Annotated in this window: 25 protein-coding genes; 10 read left to right on the forward strand and 15 right to left on the reverse strand. The window is 32.5% G+C overall.

Annotated features, from left to right (window positions below):
- The first annotated feature begins 40 nt into the window (after nt 1-40).
- Together BB050_RS18045 and rpsA are read left to right on the forward strand one after the other, a co-directional pair.
- A complete protein-coding gene (locus BB050_RS18045; RefSeq protein ID WP_066034569.1) occupies nt 41-781 on the forward strand; it encodes a hypothetical protein in 741 nt (246 codons plus the stop codon).
- A gap of 353 nt (nt 782-1,134) precedes the next feature.
- Nucleotides 1,135-2,910: a 30S ribosomal protein S1 gene (gene rpsA, locus BB050_RS18050; RefSeq protein ID WP_008468903.1), complete on the forward strand. Its 1,776-nt coding sequence runs from the start codon at nt 1,135-1,137 to the stop codon at nt 2,908-2,910.
- A 120-nt stretch (nt 2,911-3,030) separates the two neighbouring features.
- On the opposite strand, the gene BB050_RS18055 is transcribed toward rpsA, so the two are convergent.
- The 3 genes from BB050_RS18055 to BB050_RS18065 form a co-directional block, all read right to left on the reverse strand.
- Nucleotides 3,031-3,456 carry a biopolymer transporter ExbD gene (locus BB050_RS18055; protein WP_335583302.1) on the reverse strand — a complete coding sequence of 142 codons (426 nt, stop codon included), beginning with the start codon at nt 3,454-3,456 and terminating at the stop codon, nt 3,031-3,033.
- A gap of 115 nt (nt 3,457-3,571) precedes the next feature.
- On the reverse strand, nt 3,572-4,099 hold the full coding sequence (locus BB050_RS18060; RefSeq protein ID WP_066034570.1) for an ExbD/TolR family protein: 528 nt from the start codon (nt 4,097-4,099) through the stop codon (nt 3,572-3,574).
- Between the two features lie 15 nt (nt 4,100-4,114).
- Nucleotides 4,115-4,639, reverse strand: coding sequence for an ExbD/TolR family protein (locus tag BB050_RS18065; protein ID WP_008468906.1), 525 nt, complete (start codon nt 4,637-4,639; stop codon nt 4,115-4,117).
- Nucleotides 4,640-4,852: 213 nt separating this feature from the next.
- On the opposite strand from BB050_RS18065, the gene BB050_RS18070 reads away from it, so the two are divergent.
- Nucleotides 4,853-5,407, forward strand: a complete 555-nt coding sequence (locus BB050_RS18070; RefSeq protein WP_066034571.1) for a fasciclin domain-containing protein — start codon at nt 4,853-4,855, stop codon at nt 5,405-5,407.
- A 79-nt stretch (nt 5,408-5,486) separates the two neighbouring features.
- Here the strand turns inward: BB050_RS18070 and BB050_RS18075 are convergent, their stop codons facing one another.
- From BB050_RS18075 to BB050_RS18105, 7 genes are all read right to left on the reverse strand, one after another.
- A complete protein-coding gene (locus tag BB050_RS18075) occupies nt 5,487-6,332 on the reverse strand; it encodes an EamA family transporter (RefSeq protein WP_066034572.1) in 846 nt (281 codons plus the stop codon).
- Nucleotides 6,333-6,392: 60 nt separating this feature from the next.
- Nucleotides 6,393-6,536 (reverse strand): hypothetical protein, encoded by a 144-nt coding sequence (locus BB050_RS18080; RefSeq protein WP_008468909.1) that lies wholly within the window; start codon nt 6,534-6,536, stop codon nt 6,393-6,395.
- A gap of 195 nt (nt 6,537-6,731) precedes the next feature.
- Nucleotides 6,732-8,594, reverse strand: coding sequence for a M56 family metallopeptidase (locus tag BB050_RS18085; protein WP_066034573.1), 1,863 nt, complete (start codon nt 8,592-8,594; stop codon nt 6,732-6,734).
- Nucleotides 8,595-8,604: 10 nt separating this feature from the next.
- Nucleotides 8,605-8,973 (reverse strand): BlaI/MecI/CopY family transcriptional regulator, encoded by a 369-nt coding sequence (locus BB050_RS18090; protein ID WP_066034574.1) that lies wholly within the window; start codon nt 8,971-8,973, stop codon nt 8,605-8,607.
- Nucleotides 8,974-9,002: 29 nt separating this feature from the next.
- Nucleotides 9,003-10,610, reverse strand: coding sequence for a M56 family metallopeptidase (locus BB050_RS18095; protein WP_066034575.1), 1,608 nt, complete (start codon nt 10,608-10,610; stop codon nt 9,003-9,005).
- Between the two features lie 8 nt (nt 10,611-10,618).
- Nucleotides 10,619-10,987, reverse strand: coding sequence for a BlaI/MecI/CopY family transcriptional regulator (locus BB050_RS18100; RefSeq protein WP_066034576.1), 369 nt, complete (start codon nt 10,985-10,987; stop codon nt 10,619-10,621).
- A gap of 164 nt (nt 10,988-11,151) precedes the next feature.
- On the reverse strand, nt 11,152-12,369 hold the full coding sequence (locus BB050_RS18105) for an MDR family MFS transporter (protein ID WP_066034577.1): 1,218 nt from the start codon (nt 12,367-12,369) through the stop codon (nt 11,152-11,154).
- Nucleotides 12,370-12,469: 100 nt separating this feature from the next.
- Between BB050_RS18105 and BB050_RS18110 the strand changes: the two genes are divergently transcribed.
- The 7 genes from BB050_RS18110 to BB050_RS18140 all read left to right on the forward strand — a co-directional run bounded on the left by BB050_RS18110 (nt 12,470) and on the right by BB050_RS18140 (nt 17,475).
- Entirely contained in the window at nt 12,470-13,069 is a 600-nt protein-coding gene (locus BB050_RS18110; RefSeq protein WP_066034578.1) for a DUF1684 domain-containing protein, read from the forward strand.
- The gene (locus tag BB050_RS18115; RefSeq protein ID WP_066034579.1) at nt 13,069-13,716 is read left to right on the forward strand and encodes a TatD family hydrolase; all 648 of its coding nucleotides are present in this window, start codon (nt 13,069-13,071) and stop codon (nt 13,714-13,716) included. The genes BB050_RS18110 and BB050_RS18115 overlap by 1 nt, the downstream gene beginning before the upstream one ends.
- Before the next feature lie 165 nt (nt 13,717-13,881).
- Nucleotides 13,882-14,595: a tRNA threonylcarbamoyladenosine dehydratase gene (locus BB050_RS18120; RefSeq protein WP_008468918.1), complete on the forward strand. Its 714-nt coding sequence runs from the start codon at nt 13,882-13,884 to the stop codon at nt 14,593-14,595.
- A gap of 187 nt (nt 14,596-14,782) precedes the next feature.
- Nucleotides 14,783-15,445 (forward strand): HAD family hydrolase, encoded by a 663-nt coding sequence (locus BB050_RS18125; protein WP_066034580.1) that lies wholly within the window; start codon nt 14,783-14,785, stop codon nt 15,443-15,445.
- A 69-nt stretch (nt 15,446-15,514) separates the two neighbouring features.
- Nucleotides 15,515-16,357: a DUF2911 domain-containing protein gene (locus BB050_RS18130; protein WP_066034581.1), complete on the forward strand. Its 843-nt coding sequence runs from the start codon at nt 15,515-15,517 to the stop codon at nt 16,355-16,357.
- A gap of 177 nt (nt 16,358-16,534) precedes the next feature.
- Nucleotides 16,535-17,062, forward strand: coding sequence for a TetR/AcrR family transcriptional regulator (locus BB050_RS18135; RefSeq protein ID WP_008468921.1), 528 nt, complete (start codon nt 16,535-16,537; stop codon nt 17,060-17,062).
- The gene (locus tag BB050_RS18140) at nt 17,062-17,475 is read left to right on the forward strand and encodes a nuclear transport factor 2 family protein (RefSeq protein ID WP_066034582.1); all 414 of its coding nucleotides are present in this window, start codon (nt 17,062-17,064) and stop codon (nt 17,473-17,475) included. The genes BB050_RS18135 and BB050_RS18140 overlap by 1 nt, the downstream gene beginning before the upstream one ends.
- A 12-nt stretch (nt 17,476-17,487) precedes the next feature.
- Here the strand turns inward: BB050_RS18140 and BB050_RS18145 are convergent, their stop codons facing one another.
- The 5 genes from BB050_RS18145 to BB050_RS18165 all read right to left on the reverse strand — a co-directional run bounded on the left by BB050_RS18145 (nt 17,488) and on the right by BB050_RS18165 (nt 23,726).
- Nucleotides 17,488-18,117 carry an MCP four helix bundle domain-containing protein gene (locus tag BB050_RS18145; protein WP_066034583.1) on the reverse strand — a complete coding sequence of 210 codons (630 nt, stop codon included), beginning with the start codon at nt 18,115-18,117 and terminating at the stop codon, nt 17,488-17,490.
- A 21-nt stretch (nt 18,118-18,138) separates the two neighbouring features.
- Nucleotides 18,139-18,612 (reverse strand): hypothetical protein, encoded by a 474-nt coding sequence (locus BB050_RS18150; protein ID WP_083219871.1) that lies wholly within the window; start codon nt 18,610-18,612, stop codon nt 18,139-18,141.
- Nucleotides 18,613-18,869: 257 nt separating this feature from the next.
- Nucleotides 18,870-19,352, reverse strand: coding sequence for a hypothetical protein (locus BB050_RS18155; RefSeq protein ID WP_066034585.1), 483 nt, complete (start codon nt 19,350-19,352; stop codon nt 18,870-18,872).
- A gap of 3 nt (nt 19,353-19,355) precedes the next feature.
- Complete coding sequence (locus BB050_RS18160) at nt 19,356-21,080, reverse strand: sodium:solute symporter family protein (protein WP_066034586.1); 1,725 nt, start codon at nt 21,078-21,080, stop codon at nt 19,356-19,358.
- 114 nt (nt 21,081-21,194) lie between these two features.
- Nucleotides 21,195-23,726 (reverse strand): PIG-L family deacetylase, encoded by a 2,532-nt coding sequence (locus BB050_RS18165; RefSeq protein WP_066034587.1) that lies wholly within the window; start codon nt 23,724-23,726, stop codon nt 21,195-21,197.
- Nucleotides 23,727-23,752: the final 26 nt, after the last annotated feature.

Genomic DNA, 23,752 nt, shown 5'->3' on the forward strand with positions numbered 1-23,752 from the left:
AATGATTTTAGTTGTACATTTGCTCTTTTCCTAAAAAGATATGAACACTCAAAAAACACTTCCGAAATTTGAATCGATAACATCAGTTGCATCCAAAAGCCTTAATAATGGTTATGGTATATTTGTATATTTCACTTTAGGGTTTCTTATTGTTGCTTTCTTGTATTTTTTATTTTCTGTTCCTATAGATGAAGATTCGATAGTAATTTATATTCTTCTTCTTATCTGTATAGCTATGATCGTGCTTTATTTAAAAAAGTCATCAAAGAATGCTGCTACAATTATTGATGATAAGGGAATTCATTATGTAAATAAATTTGGCGAAGAAGTTGAAAATACAATTTTTTGGAATGGCTTTGAAAAGATTGAGAAATTTAAAGGGAAATTGAGTGAAGTATCATCTTCTAATAAAGCAGATCTTTTAAATTATGATGTTTTTGCTGCTTTTACAGGTAGTGGCAGAACTACACGACTGACTGTTTTTTGTTTTATTTTAATTGATGGAGAGGTGAAAGTATGTAAAGACATATTTTCTGAAAATGGTATTTCTAGTATGTTTTATACTAATCGATTAGAATTGTTTAGGGGATTATTGTTGGGGTTAGCACATTTCAGACCTGATATAAAGATTCATCCAGAAGTTTTCGATTCTTATTTTATTAATTCTGATACTTATGCAATTAATTATGTAGCTAATAATCAGGAAAAATATTTGGCGTTTTTTGTAGTTGCTTTTGTAGTAATACTTTTATTTTTTGCGCTATTATTTCTTTTCTTCTAAAAGCAAACCCAAAAGGTTTTTGTTTTTAAGGTTCTTATGAAAACGAGACTTTCTAATCTAGCCCCGATAGAAGTGGAAATCCTTTTGTGTTTTGTTTCTTTAACGAGACACAAAAGATTGCAACGGATAGCGGGACTAAACGTCATAAAAACATCAAATCTTGTGCTTCTTAAATAAATGGCTGATAATCATATCGGTTTTGTTTTGTTAATTCAGAAAAATGTATTAATTTTGCAGACCTTTTGGCAGAGAAGAGTTTCCATTAGGTATCAACCATTTATGTAAAACAACTTCTGTATTTTCTATCGCATGGAGAAACTCGAGAAAAACAGAATACAAATTTTTTTATCAGCATGTCTGAACAAACAAAATCACAAGAAGAGTTTTTAGCAAATTTTAACTGGCACAACTTCCAAGAAGGAATCGATGCAGTAGATGAGAAAAACTTGCAAGAGTTTGAAGAACTAGTATCAAAAACTTTCATCGCTACAGATCAAGAAGAAGTAGTTGAAGGAGTTGTAGTTAGAATTACAGATAGAGACGTTATCGTTGATATCAATGCTAAGTCTGAAGGTGTTATTTCTTTAAACGAATTTCGTTACAACCCAAACTTAAAAGTAGGTGACAAAGTAGAAGTATTAATCGACATCCGTGAGGATAAAACAGGTCAATTAGTATTATCTCACAGAAAAGCACGTACTATCAAATCTTGGGATAGAGTTATTGCAGCTAATGAAACTGGAGAAATCGTTAACGGTTTTGTTAAATGCAGAACTAAAGGAGGTATGATTGTTGACGTATTCGGAATCGAAGCGTTCTTACCTGGATCTCAAATTGACGTTAAGCCAATTAGAGACTACGATGTATATGTAAACAAAATGATGGAATTCAAAGTGGTAAAAATCAACCACGAATTCAAAAACGTAGTTGTATCTCATAAAGCTCTTATCGAGGCTGATATTGAAGTACAGAAAAAAGAGATCATCGGTCAATTACAAAAAGGACAAGTATTAGAAGGTGTTGTTAAAAACATTACTTCTTATGGTGTGTTCATTGACTTAGGTGGTGTTGACGGATTAATTCACATTACTGACCTTTCTTGGAGCAGAATCAACCACCCAAGTGAAGTTCTTGAATTAGACCAAAAATTAAACGTTGTAATCCTTGATTTCGATGATGAGAAAACAAGAATTCAATTAGGATTGAAACAATTAAACGCTCACCCATGGGATGCTTTAGATGCTAACTTAACTGTTGGTGACAAAGTGAAAGGTAAAGTAGTTGTAATCGCTGATTACGGTGCATTTATCGAAGTTGCTGAAGGTGTTGAAGGTTTAATCCACGTTTCTGAAATGTCATGGTCAACTCACTTACGTTCTGCTCAGGACTTCGTGAAAGTTGGAGATGTTGTTGAAGCAGTTATCTTAACTCTTGACAGAGAAGATCGTAAGATGTCATTAGGTATCAAACAATTGACTCAAGATCCATGGACTGACATTACTTCTAAATACCCAGTAGGTTCTAAACATACAGGTATCGTTAGAAACTTTACAAACTTTGGTATTTTCGTAGAATTAGAAGAAGGAATTGATGGATTAATCTACATCTCTGACTTATCTTGGACTAAGAAAATTAAACACCCATCTGAGTTTGTAAACGTTGGAGAAAAACTTGATGTTGTAGTATTAGAATTAGATGTTGAAGGACGTAAATTATCTTTAGGTCACAAACAAACTACTGCTAATCCTTGGGATCAATACGAAGATTCTTTCGCTGTAGGAACTATCCACACAGGTGAGATTTCTGAAATCGTTGACAAAGGAGCTACTGTAGAATTCGGAGATGATATCGTTGCTTTCATTCCTACTCGTCACCTTGAAAAAGAAGACGGAAAGAAATTGAAAAAAGGTGATACAGCTGATTTCAAAGTAATTGAATTCAACAAAGAATTCAAAAGAGTTGTTGCTTCTCACACTGCTATCTTCAGAGAAGAAGAAGAGAAAAACGTGAAAGCTGCTGCTGAAACTACTGCATCTGCATCTACAAACGCACCAGCTGCGACTTTAGGTGACAACAATGATGTATTAGCTGCTTTAAAAGCTAAAATGGAAAAAACTGAGAAAAAATAATTCTTAGTTTCATCTAAAATAAAAAGTCCCGCAGAAATGCGGGACTTTTTTTTGTTTCAGTTGTTTGTCTATTGTCAGTTCGAGCGGAGTCGAGAACTTTTTTGAAAATAATACTTATTATTAATTTGAAGCTAATAATTTTTCTTCTTCTGCACTAAATTCATCAACTATTGAATAGGTTTTAATATTGGCAACTTTCATTAGATCGAGTATGTTTACTAAATTACCGTAGTTTGATTTTTTACTCGGCTTTATTATTACAATTACGCCATTCATTGGTTTTACTACTGAAATCATATAATCATGAACTTCTTTCTTTTTACGGAATACTTCTTGGTTGATTTCATTTTTCCCAGATTTAAATTTCTTTGGCGTTTCCATGGGAAATTCTAATATTCCAGAATAAGTTATTATCTTATCGTTTTTGTCTAATAATATGGTATAGACCCGATTAGCTTTGATACATGCATGACCCCATCTGCATACATCTTTTTCAGGTAAAGCGAGATCCATTGTTTTTGATTTCGATAATTCCCCAACAACCATAAAAAATATAATCAGCAAAAAAAGAAACACTAACCATTGCGGTTAAATCCACTCTTGAATTTAATTTTCTACTTCTAACTTTTTGAGGCAAATTTTTCATAGACTTTATGTTTGTTTAATTAGAGGCTAGTAATTTTGATTCTTCTGGTGTAAACTGAGGGACAATTGCATAAGAAGTTATATTAGCCATTTTTATCTCATCTAATATATCAACAAGATTTCCATAATTAGATTTTTCTGTTGGTTTTATAATTACTGTAACTCCTCTTCCTGGCTTGCCAAGTCTTGCTGAATATTCTAAAACCATTTTATTTTTCTCCATTAGCTCTTTTCGTATTCCATTTTTCTGATAATTAACTTCTTTAGGGGCTTGTATAGGAAATGCTAGTAAGCCATGGTAAGTTATTATTTTGTCGTTTTTATCAAGTAATAAAGTTAAAACAATATTTTCATCAGGTTTATTACATTCAGGCTCAGGACCGCAACCTCCTCTTCCAGAATACAGTTGCATAAGTTTTGGTTTCGATAATTCTCCAACAACCATAAAAAATATAATTAGTAGAAAAGAAACGCTAACCATTGCAGTTAAATCTACTCTTGAATTTAACTTTCTACTTCTGATTTTTTGAGGTAAATTTTTCATAGACTTTATGTTTGTTTAATTAGAGGCTAGTAATTTCGATTCTTCTGCAGTAAAATCATCAACTATTGAATAGGTTTCAATTTTAGCAATTTTCATTTCATCTACTATATTTACTAAACTGCCATAGTTCGAGTGCTTACTCGGTTTTATAATAACGACAACACCGCTCATTGGTCTTCCTTCAGAGGTCATATAATCTTGTATTTCTTTCTTTTTGCGGAACACCTCTTGTCTTATCTCATTTTTTTGAAATCTAAACTCTTTTGGTTTTTCCAGTGGAAATTCTAACAAACCTGAGTAAGTAATCATTTTTCCGTTTTTATCTAGCAGTATTGTAAATAGTTGATCAGCTTTTACGCATCCAATATTTTCTAGACATGCATATTTCTCTGGTAAATAAAAATTCATTTTTGAAGGCTTTGATAATTCGTTAACAACCATAAAAAATGAAATAAGTAAAAAAGAAATGCTGACCATTGCTGTTAAATCAACTCCTGAATTTAATTTTCTATCTCTGAATTTTTGAGCCAAATTTTTCATAATTGATGATTTTTGTTTTTAAATTTAACAATAAAAGAAATGCAAAAATCAAATATTTTTAATTTTTTTAAGGAAATATTAAATTAAGCTAATGCCCTATTTTACTGGTAATTTAAAAGAGAAGCTACACTTTTTTGCATAAGATTAGTTTCATGTGAAAACCAAAATAAGTTTATAACCGTAAATGAGCTTATAACTTAAAATCATTTCAATATGAAAACTAGAAAATTTTTAGCCCTTGCAGTTTTAGCTTTAGGATTTGCATTTACATCAAATGCACAAAAATCAGTGATGGTTGGTGGTGCAGCTATGTATCCAAACAAAAATATTATTGAAAATGCTGTAAATTCAAAAGATCATACAACATTGGTTGCAGCTGTTAAAGCCGCCGATTTAGTTGAGACTTTAAAAGGAAAAGGCCCTTTTACTGTTTTTGCTCCAACAAACGAAGCCTTTGATAAATTGCCAAAAGGAACCGTAGAAACATTATTAAAACCAGAGAATAAAAAGCAACTTCAAAACATTTTGACTTATCATGTTGCTGCTGGAAAATGGAATGCTTCTGATATTGCAAAAGCAATAAAAGAAGGTAAAGGAAAAGCAACTATAAAAGCGGTAAATGGTGGAACGCTGACAGCTTGGATGAAAGGGAAAGACTTATACATTACGGATGAAAATGGTAATAAAGCAAAAGTTACTATCGCAGATGTAAATCAATCAAATGGAGTAATTCACGTTGTTGATGCAGTACTGCTTCCTAAAAAATAATAGGTTCAAATTCCAACTTAAAAATTCCAAATCTCAAGTATATTGGGATTTGGAATTTTTACTTTAAGATTTTTTAAAATTATTTTTTAGCAGTCAAAGTACTTCCTGCTGAGGCGATTACAACACAAATTACAGCTAAAATTTCATAAAGATTCAAACTTTCATTAAGAAAAATAAAAGCACAGATAGAAGCGGCAGCTGGTTCTAAACTCATCAAAATGCTAAAAGTGCGTGGAGGAAGTTTTCCTAAAGCTTTCATTTCTAAGGTAAACGGAATTGCGCTTGATAATAGGGCGAGAGCAACACCCATTCCGAATAATTTTGTTGTTAGATTGCTTAATCCGCTGTCTAAAAGTCCAAAGGGTAAAACTAAAAGCGCCGCAAACAGCATTCCTGTCGTTACTGCATAACCGTCGTTCATTATTCTTGAAATTCTGCCTCCTAAAACAATATATCCGCTCCAAAAAGCTCCTGCCAAGAGAGCACATATAATTCCGATTGGATCTAAACGATCATTTGTCCAAGGCGCAATTAATAAGATGCCAATTGTCGCAAGTAAAACCCAACAATAATCTACTAGACGTTTTGAACCTGCTATTGCAAGTAATAATGGTCCAACAAATTCTAAAGTTACCGCTAGACCAATTGGAATTCTTTCTATTGCAATGTAAAAAATTAAATTCATAGCGCCTAGAGACAAGCCATATGGAATTACAATTTTCCACTGTTGTGAGGTTATTGCTTTTAGATTGGGTCTGTATGCCAATAATAAAATTAATGCCGAAACGCCAATACGTATAGATGCCGTACCAGCTGCGCCAATTGTCGGGAAAAGTGTTTTTGCAATTGCTGCGCCACATTGCACACTGATAATCGCTAATAATACTGCTGGAACAGGAGGAAGGCTGATTTCTCTGTTTTTCATAAAAAGTGTGACAGAAATTAAAAAAGCTATTTCTGTCTTATAAATAAAACGTATTCTAAATTAATTGCCTAATGCTCTTTTGGTAACATAGGCGCGATAACCAATAATTGCCATTTGCCATTTCTTTGCTTTCGAAATATCTAGACCTTGTTTGGTAAAGCTTGGCAAAAGTAGTTTATTTAGTTTGGCTAATAATTTATACATAGTAGATTTGTTTCGCCAAAGATATAAAAAAAAGACTTTGTGTTTGAAGCAAAGTCTTTTGGCAGTAAAATGAAATGAGTATTTAAAATCTGAGAATCAGGTCATCTCTATGAGTTCTGAAGTTTTTATTGGAATTTTAATAAAGAAAAACCAATGCTTTGAAACACTGGTTTTTTCTTATTTTAAAATGAGCGACTAGGCTTTTTTGTTTTGTTTTTCCATTTCTTTCATGTTCTTTTCATGCTGTTTCATCTCTTTTTCATGTTGCTTCATGTTTTTAGCATGCTGCTTCATATTTTCTTTATGCTGTTTCATATCAAGCTCATACTGTTTCATGTCTTGTTCATATTGCTTCATACTATTTTCGTAGTCTTTAGAATCGTCTCCAAAGCTAAATTTAAAATCATAGTTGAATTTTTCCATTTGAGCATTGAACTTTTCCATTGCAATCTCATATTTAGCCATTTCTTTCTCATAAATTGCTTCGCGTTTAGACATGATTTCGCTGACAGCATCTCCGTAAGCAGACATAGCATCAATGTTTGGTTGGAAATTCTCCATTTTCTTTTCAAATTCTTCCATTTCTTTTTCAAACTTCTGCATCGCTACTTTGTCTTTTGGATTTCTAGGAGCAACCGGAGGTTTTGGCATTTTTGACATGTCAACTGCAGGCGCAGGAGGCAGTGGTCCAGAAGGAAATGCTGGAGGTACTGGAGCAGCGATATCTGACTCTCCGTGATTTCTAACAATAATTCTTTCATTTCTTATTGTTATTGGCATTCTAAGGTTTCTATCTGTATTAATATTGATTGATTTTGCTCCATTTTCATCTGTTCCAATTGCTAATTCGCAATCTTTTATAGCTTCATCTCCGTCAATTTTGATGGTTTGTTTTTTACCAGAATCTGATTTTACTTTTATTTGAATCGCAGTTAGTTCTTCTTTGGTATTTCTTTTTACATCTGAAATTTCAACGTCAAGATTATGATTTGCTTTTAACTTTCCAGGAAGCTCGTTTAATTCCTTGTCAGTTGTATTTTTTGTTATTTTGATAGTTTCATCAGAATCTTTAACAGTATCTCTTTTCACAACTGCAACTTCATCTTGTTTCTTTTCTTGGGCAATAGTTCTTATCTGAAATAAAAGAACAAATGCTCCAAGGGCGGGAATTACTGCTGAATATTTCCAATAATTCCTTTTTTTTGATTGATTTTTGTTTAACATGACAATTCGTTTTTTGATTAATGATTGATAAAAATGATTGGTGATTGCAACACAAGTATCGTGTGTTGTTATTTTTAAAAGCGTGTACTGATAAGCTTTTTTGTCTGCAATTTTTTTAGAAGCTTCGCTGTCTGCAATAAATTCAAGATTTTGTAAAATTGCTTTTTTATAAAGCCAAACAATTGGATTAAACCAAAATAGCATACAGAAAATTCTAGAGATCAAAACATCAACAGTATGTTTTTGATCGCTGTGCACTTTTTCATGTTCTAGAATATTCTCTAATTCTGCAGCTGTATATAGTGATGAGTTATATACAATGTAGTCAAAATAGGAGAAGGGAGCAATATTTTCATCCACATCAATGAATTTAAAATCATTTTGCTGTTCTATTTTTCTTCCTTTCAAAACAGAGTGTAAACTATAAAAATCAAGAGCAAATTTGATTAGAAATGCCAAGAAGCCAATCCCGTAAACTACAGCTAAGATTAAACTCCAGTTGATTTCAAAATCTTCCTCCTCAACAACTGTAACGGTTGTCGGTTTGTATTGAGGCGTGTAAACAATAGCATATTGACTTGAAGTTGGAATATTTTTTACAGCATTTTCAGTAGTTGTAATAATTGTAGTGGGAGCAATCGCAGGCGGTGCTTCAACCCAAATCACTTTAGTATAAACTACAAAAGGCAGTACAACAGAGGTAATCAAACCAGCAATTAAAAACCAGCGGCTACTGTTGAAAAAAGTCTCTTTGCGAAGTAAAAAAATATAAGCAAAATAAAACATTGCTAATAAACCGCTTGACTTAAGGATAAAAATGAAAAGTGCTTCCATACTATTTTGATTATTTACCTTCTTTTGAATTTTCGATCATATCTAAGATTTCACGCAGTTCATCTGCCGAAATTTTTTCTTCTTTGGCAAAAAATGAAACCATGCTTTTATAAGAACTATTAAAATAATTGTCAATAGCTGTGCTCATAAAACCTTTTCGATAATCTTCTATACTTACAGCTGGATAATACTGATGCGTATTTCCAAAAGCATTGTGTGCGACATACCCTTTTTCTTCCAAATTACGGACAATGGTAGATAAAGTGTTGTAATGCGGCTGATCTTCTAAAATCTCTGCTTGAATTTCTTTTACAAAAGCCTTTTTCAGCTTCCATAAAATATGCATGATTTCTTCTTCTTTATTGGTTAATTTTTGCATTTCTTTTCTATTTAAAATTAGAAAACGTTTTATTTTTTAGTTTCGATTTGGATTACTCCATTTGAACCTTTATCACCATATTCGACAACTGCTTCTGTTCCTTTAAAAACATGTACCGACAAAATATCATTAGATTTAATGCTATTATAATCAAAGTCTGAAGGCATTTCTTCTCCGTCAACAATTATAAGCGGACTAGATGTTTTAGCATTCTTTTTTGTACCGTTTGAAACTGCAACTGCCGTACCTGTGTTAGTCGTAATAACTTTAGTGCCGTTGTCTTTGTTTATTATTACAGTAGTGCTAATATTTGTATTAGTATCACTGTTAGTTTTTGTACTAGTAATAGAATTAGTGTTAACATGGGTTTCTGTATTAGTAGTTATAGTTTTAATTTCCGGATTTTTACTGGCTTTGCCATTCATAGAAACTTTTTTGCTGACAGTAATTTTTTCATCAGTAGTCTGAATGCCTGCTTTTTTCTTTCCATTTTTGTCTGTTATGACAATTATCCCGAAATCTTTGATAGTTTTATCTCCTCCAGTTTGTATAGATTGAGATTTCTCACTTCCATTAATTATGTCAACTTTAATTGAGGTTAATTCTTTTTCTGAGTTTCTTTTGATTTGAGAAACTTCAAAATTAATGTTGTGTAATTTTTTTAATTTTTCTTTTATCTCTGTTAGTTGTGCATCTGTTGAGTTTTTTAAGATTTTGTACACATCTACAGACTCAATTTCTGTTGAAGCTACTTTTGCGTTCGGTTGCCTTTCTTTTGCAACTACCTCAATCTGAAATAATAATACAAATGCAATAAGAGCAGGAATTACAGTGTAATACTTCCAATAATTCCTTCTTTTTGATTGATTTTTGTTTAACATGACGATTCGTTTTTTGATTAATGATTGATAAAAATGATTGGTGATTGCAACACAATTTTCGTGTGTTGTTATTTTTAAAAGTGTGTACTGATATGCTTTTTTATCTTGAAGTTTTTTTGCCGCTTCGCTGTCGGCGATAAACTCCAAATTTTGCAGTATTGCTTTTTTATAAAGCCAGACAATCGGATTGAACCAGAAAATAATGCTGAATATTCTTGAAATTAGCACATCTAACGTGTGATTTTGATCGCTGTGCACTTTTTCGTGTTCAAGAATACTCTCTAATTCTGAAGGTGTGTACAGTGATGAGTTGTACACGATATATTCAAAATAGGAGAAAGGAGCAATGTTTTCGTTTATATCTATGAATTTGAAATCGGCTTGCTGTTGGATTTTTTTTCCTTTAATAATGGAATTCAAACTATAAAAATCAATTGCCAGTTTTATTAAGAATATTAAAAGGCCAACGGCGTAAAGACCTAGAATAACATAATTCCAATTAAATTCTGAAGATTCATCTTGAGATGCGTTTGATACAAAATTCTGAAAATCGGTATTAAACTGGGGAGCAGCATTTATCCATATTACCTTCGTATAAGTCAATAATGGTAGAATTGCCGATACAATTAAACCTGACAAAAGAAACCATCTGTTGCTGTTAAAGAACGTTTCTTTGCGCAATAAAAAAAAGTAAGCGCAATAAAACAAAAGCATTAAACCACTTGATTTGATAATGTAGATGAAAAGTGCTTCCATAATCTGAATTATTTATCTTCTTTTTTATTTTCGATCATCGATAAAATTTCACGCAATTCATCAGCTGAAATTTTCTCTTCTTTAGCAAAAAAGGATACCATGCTTTTATAAGAACTATTAAAGTAATTATCGATTGCGGTTTTCATAAATCCTTTTCTGTAATCTTCAATCGGCACTATTGGAAAGTACTGATGTGTATTTCCAAAAGCATTGTGGCCAACATATCCTTTTTCTTCCAGATTACGCACAATAGTAGATAATGTGTTGTAATGAGGCTGATCTTCTGTGATTTCAGCTTGAATTTCTTTTACAAAAGCTTTTTTCAGCTTCCATAAAATCATCATAATCTCTTCTTCTTTGTTTGTTAGCTTCTGCATCTTCTCTAATTTTAATTCAAACGTACAACTATTTTTTTAGTTACACAACTATAAAAATAGTTATTTAACTAAAAATTAAGTTTGATTTCGATTTGGGCGCAGAAAAGCTATTCAAATTTAATGGTAATAAATTGAATTCCAAGGTTTTAAAAAGTTAAAAATGTTTACGAAGCTTTTTCGTTGATCAGAGCATTTTTAATCCAAATGCAGCAGCCAGTTGCAACAACTCCAATGCAGGCCATAAAAAGCCAGTTGATTTGGTAGCCAAATCGGGTAATAATCTCAAAGCCAAGTTTAGAACTTACAATATGAGCAAGACTAAAACTCATGGTATAAAGCGCCATATAGCGTCCTTCTTGTCCGCGTGGCGCACGGCTTAACGCGAATGCATTGGAAAACGGAAAAGTAAGCACTTCACCAATAGAAATGCAAATCATGCTGACAACCAATATTCCTGCCCAGAAATTAATAAGAAGCAAAAAGAAACTGGATGCCATTACAAAAGATCCCACTATTATAATTCGGATTTTAGGAAAAGCTTTTCGTTCTAAAAATCCAACAGTTGGCATTTCAAGAGAGAAGATTAAAAGTCCATTTAAAGTCATTAAAAGACCTGTTTGGAATTCGCTTAAGCCAAATTTTTCATTATGATATAAAGGAAGAGTTGTAAAAAGCTGGAAGAAAATCATAGCCGTGATAAAACTTACGAATAAGAAAACCCAGAAAATTTTATCATGAAAAACCGATTTTACATCAGAAGCAGTTTCTGTTTTATCGTCATGAGTGGCTTTTTTCTTTTCTTTTACCAATAAAGCAAAAATCGAGATCGAAATAATACACGAAGCCCCATCAACCCAGAAAAGGCCAGAATATCCCATTCCCATAATAATTAAACCTCCAAGTGCTGGACCAGCGGCAAAACCTAAATTTACGGCAAGACGAACCAATGTAAGCGCGCGAGTTCTGTTTTCTGGTTTAGCGTAGGCTCCTAAAGACACAAACATGGCAGGACGAAACATATCTGCAATGGTCATAAGAACAAACATCGCAATGCAAAGCGCCCAGAAAGTAGTAATATATTGTACAAAGAAAAGAGAAACCCCACTGGTAAATAAACTAAAAATCATGATTTTATAGAATCCTATTTTATCTGATAGTTTACCTCCCAACCAAGAGCCGAGCATTGACCCAAAACCAAATGCGACCATAATCCATCCGACTTGATTGTATGTAAAATGAAGATCTTCTTTTAAATATTTTGACAAAAAAGGAAGAACCATTGTCCCCGCGCGATTGATAAAAGTAATGATGGCAAGAATCCAAACTTCTCTGGTAAAACCTCGAAAGTTGTTGATGTAGTGGGTTAGGGCGTTTTTAAGCATTTTTGTGTGATAGATTATCGTCACAAAGTTAGGAAACTTTGTCTCGTTAAGTGGTTGTTGTTTTGTTACTTTTGAACTATTTTTGCAGAAAATTTCTAAGATGAAAACTATAAATGCCCTAGCTTTATTGTTGGTTTTTAATTTTGGCTTTGCACAAAAAAAGTTTAGTAAAGCTGATGTTGAAAAGTTTCAAAAGAAAATCAACTCCGAATATGCTGATCCTAAGACAAGTCCGTTGATGGCTGAAGATCTAAAAACTTTTAAAAGCTTAGATTTTTTTCCTATTTCTGAAACTTATTTTGTGAATGCAACTTTGGTAAAAGCCAAAGGAGGGAAAGTTTTTGAAATGAAAACTTCTGGAACTCGTACTCCTAAATATATAAAATATGGAACTTTAAACTTTAAAATCAATGGGAAACCGTTTCAGCTTGCTGTTTATCAAAGTTTAGATCTTATTGTACAGGAAAAATATAAAAATCATTTGTTTTTGCCTTTTTCAGATTTAACAACGGGCAAAGAAAGTTACATCGGCGGACGTTATATTGATTTAGAAATTCCGAAAGGAAATACTATAGCGGTCGATTTCAATCAAGCTTATAATCCATATTGCGCTTATAACTACAAGTATTCTTGTCCGCTTGTGCCACAGGAGAATGATTTAAAAATTGCAATCAAAGCGGGGGTAAAGACTTTTCATTAATGAAATATTTTAATCTTCATACGCATCAATTTACCAATCAATCCGATGTTTTCGAATTGGTTAATCAATATCCAAAAGATTTTGATGCATCAATTCCGTTTTACTCAATAGGAATTCATCCGTGGTATATTGAAGAAAGTCGGCTTGATGAAGATTTGAAGATTATTGAAGAAAAACTGCAAACTCAAAATTGTCTGGCAATTGGAGAATGTGGTTTAGATAAAAGAATTGCAGTACCGTTTGATTTGCAGGTTTCTGTTTTTGAAAAGCAATTGGAATTAGCAGAAAAATTTAAAAAACCTGTAGTAATTCATTGCGTGGCCGCTTTTCAGGAAGTAATGGAAATCAAGAAGAAAATGAAGATAAATGTTCCAATGATTATTCATGGTTTTTCAAAAAATAATCAATTGGCAAAACAATTAATCAGCGCTGGATTTTATCTTTCATTTGGAAAATATTTATTGAAAAATCCAGATTTGAAATCGGTTTTTCAAAATGTTCCAAATGATCGTTTTTTCTTAGAAACAGATACTCTTGAAGAATCAATTAAGCAAGTTTACGAATTAGCTTCTAAATATAAAGGATTAAAATTAAAAGAATTAGAAAGTGTTATTTCAAGTAACTATAGAAGTGTGTTTGAACAATAAAAAGTAAAAAGGTATTCATGTTCAAAGTTTGTCACCCTGAGCGAAGTCTAAGGGCGCTCCAATTGGAAAGAGGTTTCGACTTCGCTCAGCGTGACAGCCGATGAAACTCGAAACTTGAAACATTAAACTTGAAACAAAAAGAATAAAAACAACAAAAAAGAATATATGGCAGAATGGACAGAAAGAGCTGAGCTTTTGTTTACTAAAGAAGGATTAGAAAATTTACAAAAATCTAATGTTTTAGTCGTAGGACTAGGAGGAGTTGGATCTTTTGCAGCAGAATTTTTAGCAAGAGCAGGTGTAGGAAACATGACAATTGTAGACGGAGACGTTGTGGATATAACCAATATTAACCGTCAATTACCAGCATTACATTCAACAGTTGGTCAGCCAAAAATCAAAATTGTAGGAGATCGTTTAATGGATATTAATCCAGAATTAAATCTGACACGTGTTCAAGAATTTCTTTCTCCAGAACGTGCTTTTGAAATTGTTTCTCCAGAATTTGATTATGTTTTAGACTGCATTGACAGTATTACTCCAAAATTAAATCTGATTATCGCCGCGAAACGCAAAAGAGTAAAAATCATTAGCAGTATGGGAGCTGGCGGAAAAATGTTAGCTTCAAAAGTTAAAGTGAGTGATATTTCAAAAACGATTAATTGCTACTTTTCAAAAACAATTCGTAAGCGTTTGAAAGAAGCAAAAATCAATAAATTGAAAGTAGTTTTCTCTTCTGAAATTCAAGACGAAAAAAGTTTAAAATTAACAGACGGTAAAAACTTCAAAAAATCGTTTTACGGAACAAATAGCTATATGCCAGGATTATTTGGCTTACATGCTGCAGAAACGGTGATTAGACATTTGCTTAAAAAATAAGGTTCTAAGATGCTGAGATTCTAAGTTGCTAAGTTTTTCTACTGAAACGCTGAATCTTAATTCTTTGAACTTATGAATAAAACGTAAAGTGACTTTGTCAAAGTTTTAAACTTTGACAAAGTTAAACACACAACGAGAGAAACCTTAGAATCTTAGCGTCTCAGAATCTCAGAAACTTAAAAAAAGAATGATTAAAACAGTAATTTTTGATATGGACGGCGTAATCGTTGACACAGAACCCGTTCATCGTTATGCCTATTATTTACAATTTTCAGAACTTAATATCGAAGTTCCTGAAGAAATGTATACCACATTTACAGGATTTTCAACTCGAAACACATTTCAGACTCTAAAAAGTTATTTCCCGACAGTAGAACAAGAAGTCGAAGATTTGATTCAGAGAAAAAGAACTATTTTTAATGATGCTTTTGATACTAAGGAAGATTTGCATCTTTTGGATGGTGTTGAAGATTTGATTAAAGATTTGTACAACAACGGAATACAGTTAATTTTAGCTTCTTCGGCTTCGAAAGTTACTATCGATCGCGTTTTTACTAGATTTAATCTTCATCAATATTTTACACATATTGTAAGCGGTGAAGATTTTCCGCAATCAAAACCAAACCCAGCTATATTTATCCATGCAGCTTCATTGTCGATTGCTCCAAAAGAAGAATGCATTATTATTGAAGATAGTACAAACGGAGTAAAAGCAGCAAAAGGCGCAGGGATTTATTGTGTAGGCTACAAAAGCGAACATTCACATCTTCAGGATTTATCTGAAGCAGATTTGGTTATAGATCATTTTAACGAATTAAATGCTGAAAAAATATCACAGCTTAAAGCTTGAATTATATAAAATTTAACATTTCTTAGCTGATTGAATTTGTAAATTTGAATAAAATAAAAACTTAAAATAATGAAGAAACTACTTATTGCTTTAGCCCTGATTATCGCTCCATTAGTATCAGAAGCACAAGTAAAAACTCCGCAGGCAAGTCCAAAAGGATATATTAAACAAACTGTTGGTTTAACCGATGTTGAAGTTACGTATTCAAGACCGGGAGCAAGAGGGAGAGCCGTGTTCGGGAATTTAGTTCCGTTTGGGAAACTGTGGAGAACAGGAGCAAACGAAAATACAATCATAAACTTTAGCGATGATGTTGTAATTGACGGAAAAACGCTAAAGAAAGGAAAATATGCAATTTATACAGTTCCTAGAATCGAAAGCTGGGATATCATTTTTTATCTTTCAACAGATAACTGGGGATTGCCAGAAAATTGGAGTGATGCTTATGTAGCTTTGAAAACTACAGTAAAAGAAGAGGCGTTGCCAACTCCTGTTGAAACATTTACAATCGGAATTAACGGTTTAGATCCAAATTTTGGTTATTTAGATATTTCTTGGGAAAACTCTCATGTGGCTTTAAAATTTGAAGTTCCAACTGCAAAAATCGCTACAGCAAGTATAGACAAAGCTTTGGCTGGTCCAACTTGGAATGATTACTTTGCCGCTTCTCAATATTTATTCCAATCAAACGGAAATATCGAAACAGCCAGAACTTATGTAGACAAAGCGCTTGATATGAGTTCCGATAAACCATATTATGTGTCAAGATTAAAATCATTGATCCAAGCAAAACAAGGTGATAAAAAAGGCGCAATCGAAACCGCAAAGGCTTCTTTGGCATCTGCTGAAGCTGCAAACAATGCAGATTACGTTAAATTGAACAAAGATAGTATCGCTGAGTGGAGCAGATAATAATTCAAAAGAATTATTAAATTCCAATTATAAAAATTACAAATTCCAAGACTTTAGGGTTTTGGAATTTTTTTTGAAATAAATATAGACAGACTTGTCTGTATATATAAATTTTTATTACATTTGCAACTGTTTAGCTCTAGTTTAGAGCGATATATGAAAGTAATACATTTTAAGATGCAACCTAAAGAACGAATTTTAGAAAAAACATTTACTTTATTTCATAAGCAAGGCTATAATGCTACAGGAATAAATCAAATTATTGAAGAAGCAAAAGTGGCTAAAGCCAGTTTTTATCAGCACTTTAAATCTAAAGAAGATTTATGCGTAGCTTTTCTAGAGCAACGCCATTCTTTTTGGTTTAACGAATTGTTGAAATTTACTTCAAATGTTGAAGATTCTAACTTGAAGGTTATTGCATCATTTGATTTTTTGATCTACATGAATAAAAAGGAAAATTTTAGAGGATGCAGTTTTCTAAATATACTATCAGAGATTCCTTCTGATAATATTAAGATACTCAACGTTATTCAAAGCCATAAGAGTGATTTGCGAGTTTATTTTAAAGATATTTTAAAAGATGATTTGTTAGCAGATCACATCTATTTATTATTTGAAAGCTGTATAATCGAAAGTCAGTTGTTTAAATCAAATCAGTTAATCGAACAATCAAAAAAGATAATTCAAACTTTAATTTTAAAATAATGGAACAGAAATTACCATTGCCTCCTTTCTCTTTAGAAACGGCAATAGAAAAAATTCAATTAGCAGAAGATGCATGGAACAGCCAAGATCCTGAAAGAGTTTCAAAAGCGTACACGGTAGACAGCGAATGGAGAAACAGGGATAAATTTGTAAATGGTCGTGATGAAATCATTCTTTTTTTGACTGAAAAATGGAAAAAAGAAAGAAACTACAAATTGAAAAAGGAATATTGGGCTCATACCGAAAACAGAATTGCAGTGCGATTTGAGTACGAATACCAAGATATTGATGGAAATTGGTTTAGAGCTTACGGAAATGAAAACTGGGAGTTTGATGCAAACGGTTTAATGCAGAAAAGATTTGCGAGCATAAACGACCTTCAGATTTCTGAACAAGACAGAAAGTTTAAATAATACGAAACTAAATTAATTCATACTAGGCGGTTCAGGAATTTTAATTTTCTGCTTGATTTTCTTTACAATCAAAAGATAAAAAGTAATGCCGCCTAAAATGATCAATAAAGCAATTTGAAGTTGGCCTAAACTATTATTTCTGCTGTACATCGCATTCGCAACTGCAAGTTTAGCTTTTCCTTCTTCGATCTGAATTTGAGAAAGGGATTCAAGCGTTTTTAGAGCTTCTGCGCTTGAAATGGCAATTTTATTCCAGTTTTTGCTTTCAACTTGTTTATTTATTTCTTTGCAGGAAAGCAAAAAGGCATCAAAATATTGTTTTTCTTTATTCGTTAAAACGGTTTTAGCATACAAATCGTCAATATCATGAATAATATCAAGTGTGTGAATAATTTCATCTTTCTTGATATTGTCACTCAAATTCAATTTTTCGGCTTCAGCTTTTATAAAATGAAGTTCTTTTGAATATTGAAAAATATAATGCGCTACAACCAAACGATCTTTGTAAATCGCATTGATATTGTCGTTTACATTTTTGGAGTTTCGCAACGTATTAAAGTTACCAAGCAGAATGATAAGCATTACGACTAGTAAAATAAAAGCTGCTTTAGTTTTATTGCTGTATCTTCTGTGATCTTTCATAGCTTTTGGGAAACTAAAATTTTAATCAATCATTTTGTTTTCTACGAGTGCAATGTTTTTTATGGATGACAAAGGAGTAATTTTTATTTTTTTGTCTCCTTTAATGAGATAGAAATAATACAAGCTATTATTTCCAATTATAAAAACATTCTTAGATTCACCTTCATTAAAATCCAACTGATAGCTGTAATCCAGTCTATTTTCTTTTAGTTTTTTCTTAGTGAAATAGCCGCCAGCTAATCCGTAACCTAAAAAAAAGGACAATAAAAAAATGACAAGCGATTTTATGGCAATACCATTATAGTAGCTTTTAGTTTCTTGTGGTGATAATCCGTCAGTTGATTTCAGTTCAAAAGATTTTTTTACAAACGGTAAATCTTTATTCTTGGCTAAGAAGGAAGGAAGATAAAAATGAAGCAAAAAAAGTAAAATAATTGCTCCTAAAATCACTGGGTTTGAAGTAAATTCAGCAATCGGACTAATTAATATATCCATTATTGTAGAATACCGCAATATGTTAATTCCAAATTGGTAGTAAAATATACTATCCTTTAATATTCCCATTAAAATTAGAAATAGATATCCAAAAGGCAATAGCTTTTCTAAATCGTCTGAAATCTTCATTTCTCTAGCTTAAGATTAGTTTAGTTTTGGTCAGTTTTACAACTTACTAAAATAGTCTTTTTTACTTACAAATTATATTTAAAGAAAAATAGTTGTTTAAATTTTAAGGAATAGTGCTAGGTATGAATTTATTTAGAAGATTCGTTTTTGATTAATGAAAGTGTCTGTTGATTTACAATGTCAGCAGCCCTTTTTAAGAAAAATGGACTAGTACATTCCGCATAACTTATATAAACAATATGATTATCATCTTCTAAATTTTCATTTTTCTTTTTTTCTGTAGAGCCGCTTTCTAGGCCGCTAATTAAATAAACAGGATTTCCTTCTTTAAATAATTGAGTTGTAATTCCTATTAGTCTTTGTTCTGCAGTCATTTGTATATCGGTTTCTTTGTAAGATAAAAGAAAAGAACAGCTAAGAAGAGAACAAAACATTGAAGAATCTAATGTTGGATATTTTTTGAATATCTCATTTCCCTGGTTTAAATTTTGAAAGCATTTTGTGTACAATTGAGTAGAAACTGAATTGTCTACAACTGTATTAGAATCTTTTTGACTTTCAGCCAAAAAGAATGAAAAAAATGATAATAATAAGAAAATCTTTCTAATCATATTTTATTCAAGAATTAACTCATTATCATTAGATTTTCCTTTGAAAAACAAAAACTGCAATAAAAGCGCTAATACAATTGTCAAAATTGCTCCAATAAAATTCAACCATAAATAGCCTAATTTTTCCTGACGGTAAATCATGAAATAATAAATGACAAAAATGGTAAGCTGACTAATAATGGCGCTAATAAACATAGGCTTTGCCTGAACCTTTTTGGTGTAAAAGCCAACAAGAAAGATACCTAAAACAGTTCCGTAGAAAATTGAACCAATAATATTTACAAGCTGGATCAAGTTTTCAAACAGCGTTCCAACGCAGGCAAAAAGTATCGCTACAATTCCCCAGAAAAGAGTGAAAAACTTCGTAACATGCAAATAATGCTTCTCTGATTTTTCTTCTGTCTGATTCCTTTTGTAAATATCAATTGCTGTTGTAGAAGCCAAAGCGGTTAACCCAGAAGCGGTAGAAGACATAGCAGCCGAAAGAATTACAGCCAATAACAATCCGATTAAACCTTTTGGCAAATAATGCAGAATGAAATGGAAGAATACGTAATCCTTGTCATTTGTCTCCGAATTACTGTCAGCTCTCGAAATGATTTCTTTGGCTTTATCACGAAGATCTTTTTCTTTATTGGATAATGCTATCAATTCTTTACGCAAAATTGGATTATCATAATCTTGGTTGAGCTGATCGATATACAATAAATTAATCACTTTTTTGTCTTCTGAAAGTTTTACCAGTTTTTCTTCTAAAACATGATATTCTTGCTTAAAAGCTGATTTTTCGATAGCAATTTTATTATTCGGATTAAAATTTAACGGCACAGGATTGAACTGAAAAAAGACAAAAACCATAACTCCCGTAAGAAGTATAAAGAATTGCATTGGCACTTTCAGTAATCCGTTCATGATTAATCCCATCTGACTCTCGCGAACCGATTTCCCAGATAAATAACGTCCAACCTGCGATTGGTCTGTACCAAAGTAGGCTAGAGCCAGAAAGAAACCTCCTGTAATACCACTCCAAAAAGTATATTTTTCTTCGGGATCAAAAGAAAAATCAACAATATTCATTTTGTCATTTGCGCCTGCAATATGTAGTGCGCTGTTAAAAGTCATATCGTTTGGAAGATAGTGCAGAATTAAAAAAAATGTAATAAACATTCCAGACATTATGACAAACATCTGCTGTTTTTGGGTTACGTTTACTGCTTTTGTACCTCCAGAAAAAGTATAGATTATTACCATAACTCCAATAATGATGTTCATTACAGTTAAATTCCATCCTAAAAGAGCTGATAAAATAATGGCTGGCGCATAGATGGTTAAACCGGTTCCTAAACCTCTTTGAACCAAAAACAAAATAGCAGCAAGTGAACGTGTTTTAACATCAAATCGGCGTTCTAAAAACTCATATGCGGTAAAAACTTTACTTTTATGATAGAGTGGAATAAAAGTCAAACAAATAACAATCATGGCAATTGGCAATCCAAAATAGAACTGAACGAATCCCATTCCGTCGTGATACGCTTGTCCTGGTGTGGATAAGAAGGTAATTGCGCTGGCTTGTGTAGCCATAACCGAAAGTCCGACAGTATACCAAGGCGTTTCGTTATTTCCTAAAATGAAATCCTCTACGTTTTTACTGCCTCGAGTTTTCCAAGAGCCGTATCCAACAATAAATAATAATGTGACAATAAGTACGATCCAGTCAAATAGCTGCATAGGTTATGAGTATAATTGCATGATTAAAAGAAAAATAGCTATGTAGATCGCATTAACTACCAATACATAAGTGTAGCTTTTTTTCCATTTTTTTGTTTTTTTGGCTTCCATATTTTATTGCTTTAAATCTTGTTTTGGAGCTTCAATGGGCTGTTTTAGAGAAATGATATTCGATAATAATCGATATGCTCCAGAAACACCTTCTGGCAATTCTCTAAAGAAACTCAAACCAGTGTAAATATAGTATCCTTTTCCGTACGGTGCTACAAGTAAAGCCCCATCTTTTGCAGATTCTCCTTTGTCATGTGATGAAATAATAGGAGTGAAGGCAGGATCGTATTCGTTTGGATAATATAAACCTTGCTCTTGTGTCCAGCCTTGAAAATCTTTTTCAGAGATTTTATTTGGCGTATTTAAAACAGGATGATTTGGCGCTAAGAATGTAATTTTAGCATTTTCTTCTGTCACGCGATCGTTTGATAATTTTAACCGATATGGCGCTATTTTATCTGTAACCAATTTACCATTTGTATTGTACTGTACAATCATGTTTTTACCGCTTTTTACAAAATTGAATAGTATATTTTGTTTGTTTGCCAAAGCATTTACGGTATTGTAAGCACGAATTCCTGTAATCACAGTATTAAAAGAATCTAGCTTTTGAGGCGTAATTTCTTCTGGTTTTAAAATAGAAACTTTGTATCCCATTTGGGTTAAACTTTCTGGAACTTCGTCGCCAGCGCCCATAATATAAGCAATCGCATCTCCAGAAATTTTCAAATCAATTCTGATGCATTTTGATTCTGCTGGTTTCAGAACCATTTGTTTGGTAATATGAGGGAAATCAATAATGGTTTGGTCTTTATCAAAACGTTTATTGTCAACAATAGCAACACTTTTTGCTACAACTTCTTCTGGATTTACTGGAGGGGTTACTTCAAAGTAAAAGATTTGTTCTGTGCCTTTTTTGTCTAAAGCGAACGGAATTTCTTTTGGAGAAACATTCCAACTTTTTGGCAATTCTAACTGCAGATTTCCTTTTACATCATCTTTTCCAGCACGAACTTTTACTGGAACCATTTTGCTTTTGGTGCTTCCAAAAATCAAAACTCTTTCTAATATCGAAGTAGTAACTTCTGGCACAATATCAAGGAAATTATACATTTCGCCTTTTACGCCATCATTGTATTTATAGACAACAGTACGTTCAAATGGAATTTCAACATCGTTGATTTTTACATTAAAAACTACTTTTGTGTCTCGTATAATATCAGGAATACCAATGTTTTCTTGATTCGAAACGGTATACATTCCAACTGTAGCTTTTTCTTTTAGCCAATAAGGCTGAGTGTACTCAATATTGCTTGGAAGCTGTAACTGCAAATTGATTTTCTGATCGTTATTGTTTTTTAAAACGATATTTTGGGCTGTTGTCTGATTATCTGGAAGAGTTGTCACGCTAACTAACTGCATTCCGACAGAACATCTGTTAATCGCTTCAAGAGTTAGTTTAATAGTGCTTCCTGGAGTGGCTTCTTGTTCATTAGCAACAGCTTCAAGATACAATCCAGAACAAGATGCTATAATATTTTTTATGGCTACCGATTTAATTTCTTTCCAATGTGTATCGTCTAAAGCTTGAATCATGGCATAAGCTTTAACTAAATCTGGAATACTTGCAGAAGGATTGCTGAAATCGTATTTTGAAATGATTGAAGAAATTAAGTCGCCAATTGGTTTTCCGTTTTTAACACGGTTCCAACTTGTGTCAATTCCATCAAATAAATTATCGCGCTCTTTTGGAGTTTCGCCATTTATAAGTTCTAAATATTCGGTTTCTTCACCGCGAACTCCTGTGCTACCAAAACCTTGCGATTGATGGCGACTTCGGCTTAAAGCAGCAATTTCTTGATTCGATTTTCCAATTCCTGTGTAATAAACACCAGTTTCAAGCTTTGTGAATTTAGATTTGTTAGCAGCATCAAATTTTTCTTGGCTTCCGTAAAACCACCAAGACGGATTAAAGAATTGGCGTTTTACCTGCCAAGGCGTAACGTATTTTAATTGTTCAGGATAAACTTTTGGGTCGTTTGTTAATTTGAAACTTTCAACGCTCAACATTGCAGAAGAAGTATGATGTCCGTGCGTTGTGCCGGGCGAACGGTGGTCAAAACGATTGATGATAATATCTGGCTGGAATTTTCTGATTGTCCACACTACATCGGCAAGGACCTTATTTTTGTCCCAAATATCTAAAGTTTCGTCAGGATTTTTAGAAAAACCGAAATCATTTGCTCTTGAGAAAAACTGTTCTCCACCGTCGATTTTTCTAGCTTCAATTAATTCCTGAGTTCTAATAACGCCAAGCAATTCACGTAATTGAGGTCCGATTAAGTTTTGCCCTCCATCACCGCGTGTTAATGATAAATAACCTGTTCTGGCATTCATTTCATTGGCCAAATACGAAATCATTCTGGTATTTTCGTCATCAGGATGCGCGGCAACGTACAATACAGAACCTAAAAAGTTTAGTTTTTTGATTTGATTGTAAATTTCAACTGAATTTGGTTTTTGTGGCTGCTGTGCAAATGAAACCTGAAAACCGATAAAAAATAAAAGAAAGATCTGAACCTGTATTTTTCGCATGGTGAGTGTTAGATGTTTTTTTGAAA

Origin of the sequence: Flavobacterium anhuiense, assembly GCF_001705175.1 — a bacterium.
GTDB classification, from domain to species: Bacteria; Bacteroidota; Bacteroidia; order Flavobacteriales; family Flavobacteriaceae; genus Flavobacterium; species Flavobacterium anhuiense.

Excerpts from the sequence above, each read along its gene's own strand:
- BB050_RS18125 (WP_066034580.1), top strand. The coding sequence starts at position 14,783 with ATGATTAAAACAGTAATTTTTGATATGGACGGCGTAATCGTTGACACA.
- BB050_RS18110 (WP_066034578.1), top strand. The coding sequence starts at position 12,470 with ATGAAAACTATAAATGCCCTAGCTTTATTGTTGGTTTTTAATTTTGGC.
- BB050_RS18130 (WP_066034581.1), top strand. The coding sequence starts at position 15,515 with ATGAAGAAACTACTTATTGCTTTAGCCCTGATTATCGCTCCATTAGTA.
- rpsA (WP_008468903.1), top strand. The coding sequence starts at position 1,135 with ATGTCTGAACAAACAAAATCACAAGAAGAGTTTTTAGCAAATTTTAAC.
- BB050_RS18090 (WP_066034574.1), bottom strand. The coding sequence starts at position 8,973 with ATGCAAAAATTAACCAATAAAGAAGAAGAAATCATGCATATTTTATGG.
- BB050_RS18065 (WP_008468906.1), bottom strand. The coding sequence starts at position 4,639 with ATGAAAAATTTGGCTCAAAAATTCAGAGATAGAAAATTAAATTCAGGA.
- BB050_RS18120 (WP_008468918.1), top strand. The coding sequence starts at position 13,882 with ATGGCAGAATGGACAGAAAGAGCTGAGCTTTTGTTTACTAAAGAAGGA.
- BB050_RS18150 (WP_083219871.1), bottom strand. The coding sequence starts at position 18,612 with ATGGATATATTAATTAGTCCGATTGCTGAATTTACTTCAAACCCAGTG.
- BB050_RS18135 (WP_008468921.1), top strand. The coding sequence starts at position 16,535 with ATGCAACCTAAAGAACGAATTTTAGAAAAAACATTTACTTTATTTCAT.
- BB050_RS18115 (WP_066034579.1), top strand. The coding sequence starts at position 13,069 with ATGAAATATTTTAATCTTCATACGCATCAATTTACCAATCAATCCGAT.
- BB050_RS18085 (WP_066034573.1), bottom strand. The coding sequence starts at position 8,594 with ATGGAAGCACTTTTCATTTTTATCCTTAAGTCAAGCGGTTTATTAGCA.
- BB050_RS18105 (WP_066034577.1), bottom strand. The coding sequence starts at position 12,369 with ATGCTTAAAAACGCCCTAACCCACTACATCAACAACTTTCGAGGTTTT.
- BB050_RS18080 (WP_008468909.1), bottom strand. The coding sequence starts at position 6,536 with ATGTATAAATTATTAGCCAAACTAAATAAACTACTTTTGCCAAGCTTT.
- BB050_RS18070 (WP_066034571.1), top strand. The coding sequence starts at position 4,853 with ATGAAAACTAGAAAATTTTTAGCCCTTGCAGTTTTAGCTTTAGGATTT.
- BB050_RS18095 (WP_066034575.1), bottom strand. The coding sequence starts at position 10,610 with ATGGAAGCACTTTTCATCTACATTATCAAATCAAGTGGTTTAATGCTT.
- BB050_RS18140 (WP_066034582.1), top strand. The coding sequence starts at position 17,062 with ATGGAACAGAAATTACCATTGCCTCCTTTCTCTTTAGAAACGGCAATA.
- BB050_RS18145 (WP_066034583.1), bottom strand. The coding sequence starts at position 18,117 with ATGAAAGATCACAGAAGATACAGCAATAAAACTAAAGCAGCTTTTATT.
- BB050_RS18160 (WP_066034586.1), bottom strand. The coding sequence starts at position 21,080 with ATGCAGCTATTTGACTGGATCGTACTTATTGTCACATTATTATTTATT.
- BB050_RS18045 (WP_066034569.1), top strand. The coding sequence starts at position 41 with ATGAACACTCAAAAAACACTTCCGAAATTTGAATCGATAACATCAGTT.
- BB050_RS18055 (WP_335583302.1), bottom strand. The coding sequence starts at position 3,456 with ATGGTTGTTGGGGAATTATCGAAATCAAAAACAATGGATCTCGCTTTA.
- BB050_RS18165 (WP_066034587.1), bottom strand. The coding sequence starts at position 23,726 with ATGCGAAAAATACAGGTTCAGATCTTTCTTTTATTTTTTATCGGTTTT.
- BB050_RS18060 (WP_066034570.1), bottom strand. The coding sequence starts at position 4,099 with ATGAAAAATTTACCTCAAAAAATCAGAAGTAGAAAGTTAAATTCAAGA.
- BB050_RS18100 (WP_066034576.1), bottom strand. The coding sequence starts at position 10,987 with ATGCAGAAGCTAACAAACAAAGAAGAAGAGATTATGATGATTTTATGG.
- BB050_RS18155 (WP_066034585.1), bottom strand. The coding sequence starts at position 19,352 with ATGATTAGAAAGATTTTCTTATTATTATCATTTTTTTCATTCTTTTTG.
- BB050_RS18075 (WP_066034572.1), bottom strand. The coding sequence starts at position 6,332 with ATGAAAAACAGAGAAATCAGCCTTCCTCCTGTTCCAGCAGTATTATTA.